Raw genomic sequence first — 13,506 nt, forward strand, 5'->3', positions numbered from 1 at the left:
ATGGCAGCACCTATTCAAGCGATCCAGAAGCAGGAGCTAACTGAGGAAGAACTTAAACAACAAAAACTCGAAGCTTTAAAAGAACTGCTAGCTAATAATGAAGATGCTTTAAATCAAATGTTTAATATAGTAGGTGAATTAAATGACATTGGGATGCTAGAAGCTGCAAATTCTATGCTGAAAGCGAAAGAACCAATCGCAAAAATCGTTCTAGGCCAAGTCACTCGTGAACCAGTTACAAATTTAATTAATAATATGATGGGCGCTGCAGGAGCTTTAACAGAACTTGATCCGGAACTTACGAAAAAGCTTATAGGTAGCGTATTGACAGGTATGGATGAAGGAAACCAGCATCTGCAAAGCAATAAAAAAGTAGGAATATTAGACCTTATGAAAGTACTGAAAGACCCAGATATTAATCGTGCTATCGGATTTGGTCTTCATTTCTTAAAAGGTATGGGTAAAGGGTTAAAAGAAGAATAGATAAGCAACAATAGTATTTCATATGTTGTTTGCGTACTTGAGATAATTGTAAAAGGTGATCCATTTCGTCGCATTATTAAATAGTTTAGGCGAAATGGTCATTTTGTTAAAATAGTTGTGATGGAATAACTAGGAAGGAATGAGAGTATGTCAAAAATGGTACATGAATTTAATGATATGATCCGAAAGCTTCGAAAAGAGTTGTTCGGGAAAGGACCGGAAAGAATTCATACTGTATTTACCGAGAACATGGCGATTGCAACACTTTATGGGAATTTAACACCTACTGAGAAATTTATTTCGGGAACTACGGATGGGGCGGAAATGGTTCATATGGCTCGAACGAAAATGATTCAAGAAGTGTATGTGGCTAATCCTCATGACCATTTAGAAGAACTTGTTGGTGCGAAGTTAGTTCATCTGTTTTCTGATATGAAAGTAGATGAAGATATTGCAGTTTCCGTGTTTGTTTTTGATAAAAATATAACGTGAGAGAAGGATGCTCATCGTGAAATCGATTCAGGTGGAACGGAAAATTTTCAAATATGAGCAAGGGGAATTTAAACATATAGAGGACAGCATTGTAACAGAGTTTCCTGTTACGGTTAAAATTAACGGCCAGGAATTTGTTACAATGGTTAGTACTCCAGAGTATATTGAAGATATGGTAATTGGTTTTTTAGCCTCTGAAGGCATTATCCGAAAGTATGAAGATATTGATGATATATGGGTGCAAGAAAAAGAAGGCTATGTACATGTAAAAACGACGAAAATCAATCCTTATTATCGTGACATACAAAACAAACGTTATATTACTTCGTGCTGTGGAATGAGTAGGCAAGGGTTTGTTTTTGCGAACGATGCGCTGACTGCGAAAGAAATGAATGATATTCGCGTAAAGATCTCTGCCGAGGATTGTTTTCGGTTAATGAATGATATGCAGCAATCTGCGTCTACGTTTCAACATACAGGCGGCGTTCATAATGCAGCTTTATGTAATGTGAGTGGAATTGTTTTAAGCCGCATGGATATAGGAAGACATAACGCTTTAGACAAAATTTACGGCTATTGTTTAAAAAATAACATTTCGATTGGTGATAAAATTATTGTTTTTAGTGGACGTATCTCTTCTGAAATTCTATTAAAAGTTGCGAAAATTGGCTGTGAAGTAATATTGTCAAAATCAGCTCCAACTGAGTTAGCGTTAGAACTAGCGGAGCAGTTAGGGATTACTACAATAGGCTTCATTCGTAATAAATCTTTAAATGTATATACGCATCCAGAACGGATTATAAATATAAAATAAGTAGAAACGAGGCAATAATCATGAAATCTGTTACATTAGACAAATTAGATCGTCCTTTAAAGGATTTACGTATTTCTGTTACTGATCGCTGTAATTTTCGCTGTCGATATTGTATGCCAGAAGAAATATTTGGTCGTGATTATTCTTTTTTGTCTAATGATAAAATTTTATCTTTTGATGAAATTGAAAGGATTACACGTATTTTCGTTTCTTTAGGTGTAAGAAAGTTACGTATTACAGGAGGAGAGCCTTTACTTCGAAAAGACTTACCTGAACTCATACAGCGGTTAAACGAAATTGATGGAGTAGAGGATATTGGTTTAACGACAAATGGATCATTACTTAAAAAGTTTGCTCCAGATTTATATAAGGCGGGTTTATCTCGTGTAACAGTTAGTTTAGACTCGTTAAATGAAGAACGATTCTCTTATTTAAATGGGAATAGAAGTAAAGTAAAAACGGTTCTTGCGGGAATACAGGCTGCAGCGGAAGCCAGAATGAAAATTAAAATGAACATGGTTGTCCAAAAAGGGAAAAATGAAGAAGACATCGTTCAGATGGCAGAGTACTTTAAAGAGAATAAGCATATCCTTCGGTTCATTGAACATATTGAAGCGAACTATCCTGGTGAAATTGCAACACGTTATCGTTATGTTGGTAGCGAAGAAGAAATAGGAATTATTTCATCTGTAACGGATTCGTTCTGCTCATCATGTACAAGAGCGCGTATTTCTGCAGAAGGAAAATTGTATACATGTTTGTTTGCTTCTAAAGGAAACGATCTTAAAGAATTACTTCGCTTTGGATATACGGATGAGGAGATTACTAATGTTATTCGTGACATTTGGAATAATCGTTCAGACCGTTATTCAGACGAACGGTTAAGCAATACGAATAAAAAAGCAATGCCGAAAATTGAAATGTCGCATATCGGTGGCTGAGAAGTTACTAAGAATGTAGATTCTCTTTGTTAACGTAAATAGTGGGAAATGTGCAAGTTTTGTACACTTTCTATGAGTATAGTAAAAATGATGATTGATATTTCTGTAAGAGATATGCAGAGAGATTAAGCAGCATTCAAAAATCCTTACGATGGTAAGGGTTTTTGGTGCTGCTTTTTTTAGATGAGAAAAATGGAGGAATTGGTTATGGCATTTCATAAACCGGAACAAATTGCTGCGCTTGTGATTGAATCCGGTGTTCAAAAGGTGAGGCAACCGCTATCAGCGATGCTTATTCTTGGTTTTTTAGGAGGAGCATTCATTTCATTAGGATTTTTACTTAATATTCGTGTTCTAGGTAATGTACCGGAGCAGTGGGGAAGTTTAGTCAATTTTATAGGAGGAGCGGTTTTTCCTATTGGACTTATGCTCGTTGTTTTAGCAGGAGGAGAATTAATTACGGGAAATATGATGTCGATGGCCATGGCACTGTATGCACGGAAAATTTCATTGAAACATGTGTTAAACAATTGGGCGTGGATCACTTTAACGAACTTCGCAGGTGCACTTTTCGTAGCGTATTGTTTCGGTCACCTTGGCGGGTTAACTGAAGGTGCCTATTTAAATAAAACGATAGCGATAGCTCAAGATAAATTACATGAATCTTTCGGAAGAACTTTAATTTTGGCAATTGGTTGTAACTGGCTCGTTTGCCTTGCAATTTGGTTAGCGTATGGAACGAACGATTTAATCGGAAAGATTGTTGGGATTTGGATTCCGATTATGGCATTTGTCGTAATTGGGTTTCAGCAAGTAGTAGCAAATATGTTTGTCATTTCAGCAGTTATTTTTGCGGGTCACCTTACGTGGATGGATCTTGCGAAAAACTTTGTGCCAGTCTTTATCGGAAATGTAATTGGCGGAGCTGGATTTGTTGGATTCGCTTATTTTTCTTGTTATCAGAAACAAAGTGCTACCGAAGAAGATGTATTGAAAAAATAACAGTATATGAAGCTGATTTTTACATGAAAGGAAGGTTACCTCATGATAGAGCGGTATTCACGACAACAGTTGTTCACTCCTATTGGAAAAGAAGGGCAAGAGAAGATTAGAAATAAGCATGTATTAATAATAGGGGCAGGTGCGTTAGGAAGTGCAAGTGCAGAAAGCTTTGTACGTGCAGGTATCGGGAAATTAACGATTATTGATCGCGATTACGTAGAATGGAGTAATTTACAGCGGCAACAACTTTACGCTGAACAAGATGCGATAGAAAAGTTGCCAAAAGCAATTGCAGCGCAGAATCGTCTCAAACAAATTAATTCAGACGTGCAAATTCAGGCGCTAGTAATGGATGCAAGAGTAGATAATATGGAAGCTTTATTAGGTGGTGTTGATGTCATTATTGATGCCACAGATAATTTCGATATTCGGTTTGTAATCAATGATACATCACAAAAGTACAATATCCCTTGGATTTACGGTTCTTGTGTCGGAAGTTATGGCATGAGCTATACCATTATTCCGAAGAAAACACCGTGCTTACATTGTGTGTTGAAAAGTGTTCCTGTTACAGGGGCGACGTGTGACACAGTTGGAATTATTAGTCCAGCTGTTCAAATCGTTGCAGCGTATCAAGTAGCAGAAGCTTTCAAAATTTTAGTAGAAGATTACGCAGCAATTAGAAAAACTTTTTTAATGTTTGATATATGGAGTAATCAATATCATTCTATCAAACTAGGGAAAATCAAAACGGAAGACTGTCCTTCGTGCGGAACAAATAGAACTTATCCTTATTTATCATACGAAAATCAAACGAAGACAGCTGTTTTATGCGGAAGAAATACAGTTCAAATTAGACCGGCGCATAATAGTTATTACAACTTTGACGAGTTAGAAAAAGTATTAAAGAATCACGGAAAAGTTGATCGGAATCCGTATTTGCTCTCTTGCCAATTAGAAGAGTATCGCATCGTCATTTTTCAAGATGGGCGTGTATTTATTCACGGAACAAATGAAATTCAAAAAGCAAAACAACTTTACTATCGGTTATTAGGGTAATAGAAAGGGATTGGTAATGATGGAGAGAAGGGTACCGATTACAGTTGAAGAGGCTGTTCGTAAAGTGATGGAATTTGCTAATTGTGGTGAAAAAGAACTAGTACCACTGGAATTAGCATATGGGCGTATGTTAGCAGACGATATAGTAGCGGGTCACGATGTTCCTTCCTTCGATCGCTCGCCATATGATGGATTTGCTATTAGGGCAGAAGATACTTCGCGAGCAAGTCGTGAGAATCCGATCGTATTTGAAGTCATCGATGAAATTGGAGCAGGTTCCGTATTTCCTACAGAAGTAGGAGCGTTTCAAGCAGTTCGAATTATGACAGGGGCACAAATTCCGAAAGGATGTAACGCGGTCGTCATGCTAGAACTGACTCGTCATCGTCAATATGAGAATATCAAAAAAAGCTATATGGAAGTGAGACGCTCATTTAAAGAAGGGGACAATATATCCTTTCAAGGTGAAGACGCACGTAAAGGAACTGTTCTCGCAAAAAGGGGTTGCTACATTAATCCAGGTATTTCTGCTCTTCTTGCTACATTCGGTTATAGCGAAGTGCCAGTAGCGAAAAAGCCTGTTATTGGACTATTAGCGACTGGGAGTGAACTTCTCGATGTAAATGCAGAACTACAACCTGGGAAAATTCGAAATAGTAATACGTATATGATATCGTCTCAAATTCGAAGAGCAGGTGGAAGAGTAAAGTACTTTGGGAAGTTTAGTGACGATTTGAATACGTGCTACGAAGCAGTGAAAAAAGCGTTAAGCGAAGTGGATATGTTAATTACAACTGGTGGTGTTTCGGTAGGCGACTATGACTATTTGCCAGCTATATACGAAAAATTAGGCGCATCAGTTCTTTTTAATAAAGTAGCCATGCGGCCGGGTAGCGTCACGACTGTAGCGCAATTAAACGGAAAATTATTATTTGGATTATCAGGTAATCCATCTGCTTGTTACGTAGGTTTTGAATTATTCGTAAAACCTAGCATTCGTGCGTATATGTTTAGTGAAACACCACATGTAAAACGAGAAAAGGCAATACTCGGAGAAGATTTTCTAAAACCGAATCCATTTACAAGATTTGTACGAGCGAAGCTGAAATATAACGAAGGACAACTAATCGCTTATCCATCAGGATTTGATAAATCTAGTTCTGTTTCTTCATTAGCGGAATCAAATGTTTTTATCGTACTACTAGGCGGAACGAGAGGCTATAAGAAAGGGATGTTTGTAGATGTTCTCTTATTAGAAGATAACGAAGGTAGTGAATGGCCTTGGACATTTCGTAAAGAAGGGAGAGGTTTTGATGGGACAAGCACGATTTGAAATTGTAGATACTCCGATTGTAGCTCAAGAAGTAACGGATAAAGTAGCAAGACGCGAAGCGGGAGCAATTACAACTTTTATTGGAACGGTTAGAGAATTAACGAAAGGAAAACGAACGTTACATCTTGAGTATGAAGCATATAAACCGATGGCAGTAAAAAAGCTTACTGAAATTGGAGAAGAAATTAAGAAACAGTGGCCAGATGCAAAAATAGCAATTACGCACCGAGTAGGAAGACTAGAAATAATGGATATTGCCGTTGTCATTGCAGTATCGTCGCCGCATCGTAAAGTAGCGTACGAAGCGAATGAATACGCAATTGAACGTATAAAGAGAATCGTCCCAATTTGGAAAAAAGAATTTTGGGAAGATGGAACGGAGTGGATTGGAGATCAACTTGAAAATACTCCATATCCAGAAGGAAAACCAAAGAAAGAAGAATGAGAGAATGATTACAATTTTACTGTTCGCAAACTTACGAGAAGAAGTCGGTTCAGAGAAATTAGTGATAATAGAAAAACAAGAGATGAATGTTCAAAAATTAAAAAAATGGCTGGAAGATAAGTATCAATTACAGACGCTGGATAAAGTTATGGTTGCGATTAACGAAGAATTTGTAACGGACGAAGATATTGTAAAAGCTGGAGATACTGTTGCATTTATCCCGCCCGTAAGTGGGGGATAATTTTTCTTATTTGAATACCGCATCTTTCATACATTAAGGAGGATTATTATGAATGAATTTTCGCACTGGAATGAAGAGGGCAGAGCCAAAATGGTTGATATCTCTCAAAAGGATATTTCAACACGCACAGCTGTTGCGCAAAGTACGATTTCTTTATCAAATGAACTATTTGAGGCAATTCAAAGTGGTGGATTGAAAAAAGGAGACCCGCTCCAAGTAGCACAAGTTGCTGGCATAATCGGTGCTAAAAAAACAGCGGATATAATCCCGATGTGTCACCCGATATTAATCCAAGGAACAGACTTTACGTTTCATTATGAAAAGAAAACTGATGGCTATGAATTAATCATACGAGCGACAGTAAAATGCAGCGGAAAAACAGGTGTAGAAATGGAAGCATTAACTGCTGTATCAATCGCCGCCCTTACTTTTTGCGATATGTGCAAAGCTGTTGATAAAACGATGGTCATGAAAGAAACATATTTAGTTCAAAAAACGGGTGGGAAAAGCGGAGACTTTTTTCATCCCGCATTAACGGGCAGTAAGACTCCCACTTCAAAATTCGGCTGAAGCAAAGATGTTAGGTGGGAGATCAACTGCCCGTAAAAGCCCGATTGGTGTGGGCTAATAATCAGTGGGGGATGGACAAAAACCCCACTGATTAAAGTTTCACTTTATAACGTGAAATAATTACAATGGAAGGAGTGTGTATGATGATTACTCACGAACAGATTATGAACGCGTTAAGCCATGTAGAAGATCCAGAGTTACACAAAAGTATTGTGGAACTAAATATGGTTAGAAATATAAAAATAGATGGTACAGAAGTTGGGCTAGAAGTTGTTTTAACAATTCAAGGTTGTCCGTTGAAAGCAAAAATTCAACAAGATATTGAAGACTCCCTTCGAAACATTGGTGCGTCGAAAGTTTCCTTAACATTCGGTTCTATGACACCAGAAGAACGCGCGGCATTAACAGCGTCCTTAAAGAAAGAAGCTAGAACAGAAACAGGAATGCCTAGTATGCTTCGACCTGATTCAGGAGTACGTTTTATTACTGTAACGAGCGGAAAAGGAGGAGTTGGTAAATCAACTGTGACGATTAACCTTGCTACCGCTTTAGCACGTATGGGCAAAAAGGTTGGGATTTTAGATGCAGATATATATGGGTTCAGCATCCCTGCTATGATGGAAACGAATAAAAAGCCAACGATGATTGATCAAACTGCAATTCCAGTCGTTAGTCACGGTGTTAAAATTATGTCGATGGGATTCTTCACAGAAGGAAATAACCCAGTTATGTGGCGCGGACCGATGTTAAACAAATGGATTCAAAACTTCCTTGCGAACACACACTGGGGAGAACTAGACTATCTTCTTCTTGATTTACCACCTGGAACAGGAGACGTTGCGATAGATGTCGCCGCGATGATCCCACAAGCGAAGGAAATTATCGTCACAACGCCTCATAACGTAGCTTCATTTGTCGCGTCTAGAGTAGGAGTAATGGCAAAACATACGAAACACGATATTTTAGGTATTGTTGAAAATATGGCATATTACGAAGAACAAGATGGTTCAAGAAACTATCTCTTCGGAAAAGGTGGCGGCGAAATGTTAGCAGAACAACTGCAAACAGAAGTAATCGTCCAAATACCGTTTGCAAAGCGAGAAGAAAATAAGGGCTCATGTGTATATGATGAAGACTCACTTGTTGGAGAAATCTTTACTTCTTTAGCTGAGGATCTAATTTATAATGAATAAACTAGTGTAAAAGTAAAAGGGAGATACATAAACGCTATGTATCTCCCTTTTATTTTTATATGGGGTTCTTTCAATAGTTTTAAAGGTTATATTTAAGATTGTAGTAATTTCGAAACCATTTGCGGAATTTGATTTGCTTGTGAAACCATACTAAGGGCAACTTCAGTTAACAATTTAAACTTTAAAAAATCGCTCATTTCCTGCGCCATATCCGCATCTTCAATTCGAGATGCAGCATCTGTTAGGGCCATACTTTGGCTATTTAAATTTTCAATATTAAACTGTAAACGATTCATCATAGCCCCAAGATCAGCACGATGAAGTGATACATTTTGTAAAGCCTCTTCAATTTTACGAATCGCCGCTCTTGCTTCTTGTTCTGTTGAGATCTTGATGTCATGTTGTGTAGGGGAAGGGGGAATATGTTTCGCGATATCTATCGTCTAACGTAATAGGACGGTTTTGTCCGCCAAATACAGATAAATCGTTAAACTCAGTCGTCTCACCGATATAGCCAATTTGTTCTGTTAAAGATTGAAACTCTTTATTCAGCGAATTACGGTTTGTATTTGAATTTGTACCACTTGCAGATTGAATAGCTAAATCACGTATACGTTGTAAAATATTCGTCACAGTTTGAAGAGCAGCTTCCGCTGTACGAAGCATCGATATCGCATCCCCATTATTACGAATTGCAACGCGCATACCACTCGCTCTCGCATGCATACGAGTCGCAATCGCCACATTTGCTGGATTATCAGAAGCAGCATTTAACTTCTTACCAGTCGCCAAATGCTCCATCGCAACATTCATACGCTTCTCATCCTCATACAACGACTGCCTAGCATTCATACTTAAAACATTCGTACCAATACGCATAATAGACACTCCTTATAAATTGATATAGTTAGTGTTCCAAAGCTAATAAAACAGCTATGAAAAGAAAAAGGGACTTATGCTTACGTTATCTTTTTGTTTTCATACATGGGACGAGGCTACAATAAGCCATGACCGCTACTAAATATGGCTAGAGCTTCTCTTTAAGCTAAAAAGAAATCTTTCAATCTATCTATATAGAAAAAATAAACCTCTCCGCAAGCAGAGAGGTTTATTCATGAAACTAACTCAAATGGCTTATTGTAATAATTTTGAAACCATTTGTGGAGTTTGGTTTGCTTGAGAAAGCATGCTGATTCCAGCTTCGTTCAAGATTTTGAACTTAGTCATTTCAGACATTTCTTTCGCCATGTCAGCGTCTTCGATTTGAGAAGCAGCTGAAGCCATAGCTGAAGATTGGCTCTTAAGGTTGTTTACATTAAAGTCAAGACGATTTAATGTAGCACCTAAAGTTGCACGGTTGTCAGCAACAGTTGTTAAAGCTGTGTCAATGGCAGCGACAGCGGCTAAAGCATCTGCTTTGTCAGTAGCAGCGGTTGCTGTAGGAAGTTTAGCACCAGTTAAAGCAGCTTGAATAGCGTCTACGCCAGCAGCTGTTGGTGTAGATTGACCTTCTTTGAAACCATTAAGAGCATTTTCAATTGCTGTAACCTCAGCAGGATCCATACCAGCTTTGATGTTATTAAGAGCATCTTTAATACCCTGAATATCAGTAGCTTTTGTAGAAGTTTCTGTTAGGTCATTAATTCCTTTAGTAACAGCGTCAATGTCTTTTTGGTCAATTGTAGCACCAGCAGCACCAGCAGCACCAATAGAAATTTTATTAATTCCTAATTTTTCAAGAGTAACAGCTTTTAATTCGATACCAATCTGTTGGTCAGCATTACTTGAATCAAGAGTTTGAATATTAACGGTAGTATCTGCTTTTAGTAGATTTTTATCGTTAAATTGTGTGTTGTCTGCGATGTAAGTGATTTGATTTTGCAGAGCAGAAAATTCTTTTTGTAAAGCAGCTTTGTTATCATTTGTGTTAGTACCGTTCGCAGATTGGTTAGCAATATCACGCATACGAAGTAAGATATTCGATACTGAATTCATAGCTGAGTCAGCTGTACGGATTAAAGACATACCGTTTTGTGTATTATCAGCAGCAACACCTAATCCGCTTTCACGAGCACGCATACGAGTTGCGATTGCAAGACCTGCTGCATCGTCAGAAGCGTTGTTGATACGTTTACCGCTTGATAAACGGTCCATAGCGTTGCTCATTTTTGCTTGGTTTTGGCGCATGTATTCTTGCGTACGCATGCTATTAATATTTGTATTGATTTTCATGTTAAGAACCCCCATTTTTTTATATTGACTTTTCTGCAAATTGAAAAACGGTAATATGCGAAAAAATCGATTTCGAGATTTATTGTAATCCTTGCTACAACGGGTGTCAACTAAAAATTCGAATTAATGAATATAAAAAAATAACAGTTTAACAATCTATTCATTTTTTTATTACAATATTATTAAAAGGATTATTGCAAACTTTTTAAAAAAACTCTAATATTAGATTATCTTTGTTTACCGAAAAGGTGATATTATGGTAGTTGGAAATATAGTAAAAGAAGTTCTTGCATATAAAAAAGGACAGATTCAGCAAAAATTAAGTAGTCCGCAGACCTTCGTTAGTAGTCGTTTTCAAGATCAATTGCAGAGTGAACCTGCGAAGGAGACGAAGGTTACTCCGCAAACGGCAAAAGTAGAAGATATGAGTCAGCCGGTACAATCTACGAAAATAGAAACGGTTGTTAATAAACCGGAAGAATCTATTAATACAGTAGAGGAAGCGAATAAGCCGGAGGAAAAAGCTGAAACGAAGCAAGTAGATGAAGTGCAAGTTGCACAAAAAGAGTTTGAACGACGTTTTCCAGAAACGAAAAATGAGGCTGCTGATACGTGGGGATTAACGAATAAATATAATATTCAAAAAGTACGTTCTTCTAATGAAGGTAAGTATGAGGATATTATTGATCGCGCTAGTCATACATATGGAATTCCGAAAACGTTAATTCAAAAAATGATTGAAGTGGAGTCTAATTTTAATCCGAAAACGGTGTCACATGCAGGGGCGATGGGGTTAATGCAGCTTATGCCAGCGAATGTGAAAGAGATGGGTATAAAAAATCCATTTTCACCAGCTGAAAGTATTGAGGGCGGCGTGAAAGAGTTAAGTGGTTATTTAAAGAAAAATAACGGTGATCTCGTATTGGCGCTTGCTTCTTATAATGCTGGTCCTGGTAATGTGAGAAAGTACGGAGGCGTACCGCCATTTAAAGAAACGCAAGGATATATTAAAAAAATATTAAATATCGACGTTTCAAAATAAGAAATTTCATATATAGAGAGAACATGAAATTTTCGTGAACATGATATGGGAGTTGGCTAGATTTGAAATTACAAGATGATATTCCGTTAACAATTTATTTTGAAATCGGAAATACGAAAAAGAAAATTGAAGATCTGCTTCATATTACGAAAGGTACATTGTATCGTCTTGAAAATTCAACGAAAAATACGGTGCGTCTTATGCTTGAAAATGAAGAGATTGGAACCGGAAAGATTTTGACGAAGAATGGGAAAATGTATGTCGAAATCGTTGAATTGAAAAGGTAGGGAAGGGGATTGTCATGAGTGGCGAAAAATTAAGCCAAGAGCAAATTGATGCCCTGCTGAAGGCGGTAAATGAAGGCGAGGAAATGCCAGCTTTCGCACAAGAAGCAGGGAAGCAAGATAAATTTCAAGAGTATGATTTTAATAGACCGGAGAAGTTCGGTGTTGAGCATTTACGTAGTTTGCAGGCGATTGCGTCTACATTTGGAAAGCAGACGTCACAGACGTTGTCAGCTCGTATGCGTATTCCGATTGAACTAGAGCCCTCGGCCGTTGAGCAAGTTCCATTTACGAGTGAGTATGTAGAGAAAATGCCGAAAGATTATTATTTATATTGCGTGATAGATCTAGGTTTACCAGAACTTGGAGAAATTGTTATTGAGATTGATTTAGCGTTCGTTATATATATTCATGAATGCTGGCTTGGCGGAGATAGTAAGCGTAACTTTACGATGCGCAGACCGCTAACGGCGTTTGAGTTTTTAACGCTTGATAATATATTCTTGCTTCTTTGTAAAAATTTAGAGCAATCATTTGAAAGCGTTGTTGCGATTGAACCGAAGTTTGTAACGACGGAGACAGATCCGAATGCGCTGAAGATTACAACGCCAAGCGATATTATTTCATTACTGAATGTAAATATGAAAACAGAGTTTTGGAATACGACAGTTCGTATCGGTATTCCGTTCTTATCTGTTGAAGAAATTATGGATAAGTTAACGTCTGAAAATATTGTCGAACATTCTTCGGATAAGCGTAAAAAGTATACGTCTGAAGTAGAAGTGAAAGTAAATCAAGTGTACAAACCTGTTCACGTTGCGATTGGTGAGCAAAAGATGACGATTGGTGAGATTGAGAAAATTGAAGAAGGCGATATTATTCCGCTTCATACAAAGGTTTCAGACCAACTACGTGGTTATGTAGATGGAAAGCATAAATTTAATTGTTTTATCGGGAAAGATGGAACGCGTAAGGCGCTCCTATTTAAAAGTTTTATAGAGTAGGAGGATCCATATGAAGCATGAAGTATCTCCTGTGTCATTAATGGGATTAGAAGAATTTGCAGGGAAGCGAAATGAAGCAGGTAAAGCGCATATTGATACCGTTTCGGATATTTCGATTGAACTTGGTGTAAAGCTTGGGAAGTCATCGATTCAGCTTGGCGATGTGAAACAATTAAAAGTTGGCGATGTTCTTGAAGTAGAGAAAAATTTAGGGCATAAAGTAGATGTATATTTAAGTGATATGAAAGTCGGTATTGGTGAGGCAATAGTAATGGACGAGAAGTTTGGCATTATTATTTCTGAAATTGAAGCTGACAAGAAACACGCGGCGCTTATGAAGGCACAAAATCAAATGCAGGATAAAGAGTAGA

15 protein-coding genes and 2 pseudogenes are annotated in these 13,506 nt (G+C 37.6%); 15 read left to right on the plus strand and 2 right to left on the minus strand.

The features are described 5' to 3' along the window. The 11 genes from MR155_RS08050 to MR155_RS08105 all read left to right on the plus strand — a co-directional run bounded on the left by MR155_RS08050 (position 1) and on the right by MR155_RS08105 (position 8,573). On the plus strand, positions 1 to 483 hold the full coding sequence (locus tag MR155_RS08050) for a helical membrane plugin domain-containing protein (RefSeq protein WP_002012016.1): 483 nt from the start codon (positions 1 to 3) through the stop codon (positions 481 to 483). Positions 484 to 630: 147 nt separating this feature from the next. Beyond that, positions 631 to 975, plus strand: coding sequence for a Na-translocating system protein MpsC family protein (locus MR155_RS08055; protein ID WP_242309155.1), 345 nt, complete (start codon positions 631 to 633; stop codon positions 973 to 975). Between the two features lie 16 nt (positions 976 to 991). Beyond that, entirely contained in the window at positions 992 to 1,789 is a 798-nt protein-coding gene (fdhD, locus tag MR155_RS08060) for a formate dehydrogenase accessory sulfurtransferase FdhD (RefSeq protein ID WP_242309156.1), read from the plus strand. A 20-nt stretch (positions 1,790 to 1,809) separates the two neighbouring features. Next, positions 1,810 to 2,730, plus strand: coding sequence for a GTP 3',8-cyclase MoaA (locus MR155_RS08065; RefSeq protein ID WP_242309158.1), 921 nt, complete (start codon positions 1,810 to 1,812; stop codon positions 2,728 to 2,730). 207 nt (positions 2,731 to 2,937) lie between these two features. Further along, positions 2,938 to 3,732 carry a formate channel gene (locus tag MR155_RS08070; protein WP_002141133.1) on the plus strand — a complete coding sequence of 265 codons (795 nt, stop codon included), beginning with the start codon at positions 2,938 to 2,940 and terminating at the stop codon, positions 3,730 to 3,732. Between the two features lie 42 nt (positions 3,733 to 3,774). Further along, positions 3,775 to 4,791, plus strand: a complete 1,017-nt coding sequence (locus MR155_RS08075) for a molybdopterin-synthase adenylyltransferase MoeB (protein ID WP_242309160.1) — start codon at positions 3,775 to 3,777, stop codon at positions 4,789 to 4,791. A 19-nt stretch (positions 4,792 to 4,810) separates the two neighbouring features. After that, entirely contained in the window at positions 4,811 to 6,124 is a 1,314-nt protein-coding gene (locus MR155_RS08080; protein WP_242309162.1) for a molybdopterin molybdotransferase MoeA, read from the plus strand. Beyond that, a complete protein-coding gene (locus MR155_RS08085) occupies positions 6,105 to 6,569 on the plus strand; it encodes a molybdenum cofactor biosynthesis protein MoaE (RefSeq protein ID WP_242309164.1) in 465 nt (154 codons plus the stop codon). Before MR155_RS08080 ends, MR155_RS08085 begins: the two co-directional genes overlap by 20 nt. A 4-nt stretch (positions 6,570 to 6,573) precedes the next feature. Then, complete coding sequence (gene moaD / locus MR155_RS08090) at positions 6,574 to 6,810, plus strand: molybdopterin converting factor subunit 1 (RefSeq protein ID WP_242309165.1); 237 nt, start codon at positions 6,574 to 6,576, stop codon at positions 6,808 to 6,810. Between the two features lie 48 nt (positions 6,811 to 6,858). After that, positions 6,859 to 7,380 (plus strand): cyclic pyranopterin monophosphate synthase MoaC, encoded by a 522-nt coding sequence (gene moaC, locus MR155_RS08095; protein ID WP_242309167.1) that lies wholly within the window; start codon positions 6,859 to 6,861, stop codon positions 7,378 to 7,380. Positions 7,381 to 7,520: 140 nt separating this feature from the next. Further along, positions 7,521 to 8,573 (plus strand): P-loop NTPase, encoded by a 1,053-nt coding sequence (locus tag MR155_RS08105; RefSeq protein ID WP_242309169.1) that lies wholly within the window; start codon positions 7,521 to 7,523, stop codon positions 8,571 to 8,573. A 92-nt stretch (positions 8,574 to 8,665) separates the two neighbouring features. Here MR155_RS08105 and MR155_RS08110 read toward each other — a convergent pair. After that, a pseudogene (locus tag MR155_RS08110) lies at positions 8,666 to 9,452 on the minus strand (flagellin N-terminal helical domain-containing protein). 255 nt (positions 9,453 to 9,707) lie between these two features. Beyond that, on the minus strand, positions 9,708 to 10,805 hold the full coding sequence (locus tag MR155_RS08115) for a flagellin N-terminal helical domain-containing protein (protein WP_242309171.1): 1,098 nt from the start codon (positions 10,803 to 10,805) through the stop codon (positions 9,708 to 9,710). Between the two features lie 733 nt (positions 10,806 to 11,538). Here MR155_RS08115 and MR155_RS32430 point away from each other — a divergent pair. From MR155_RS32430 to fliN, 4 genes and pseudogenes are all read left to right on the plus strand, one after another. After that, a pseudogene (locus tag MR155_RS32430) lies at positions 11,539 to 11,826 on the plus strand (lytic transglycosylase domain-containing protein); the annotation flags it as partial. A gap of 83 nt (positions 11,827 to 11,909) precedes the next feature. Further along, on the plus strand, positions 11,910 to 12,134 hold the full coding sequence (locus tag MR155_RS08125) for a flagellar motor switch protein FliN (RefSeq protein WP_000775712.1): 225 nt from the start codon (positions 11,910 to 11,912) through the stop codon (positions 12,132 to 12,134). A gap of 14 nt (positions 12,135 to 12,148) precedes the next feature. After that, a complete protein-coding gene (gene fliM, locus MR155_RS08130) occupies positions 12,149 to 13,135 on the plus strand; it encodes a flagellar motor switch protein FliM (RefSeq protein WP_002064659.1) in 987 nt (328 codons plus the stop codon). A gap of 10 nt (positions 13,136 to 13,145) precedes the next feature. Continuing rightward, positions 13,146 to 13,505, plus strand: a complete 360-nt coding sequence (gene fliN / locus MR155_RS08135; RefSeq protein ID WP_002064660.1) for a flagellar motor switch protein FliN — start codon at positions 13,146 to 13,148, stop codon at positions 13,503 to 13,505. Position 13,506: the final 1 nt, after the last annotated feature.

The sequence above is a fragment of the Bacillus cereus group sp. BfR-BA-01331 genome, assembly GCF_022663915.1.
GTDB classification, from domain to species: domain Bacteria; phylum Bacillota; class Bacilli; order Bacillales; family Bacillaceae_G; genus Bacillus_A; species Bacillus_A mycoides.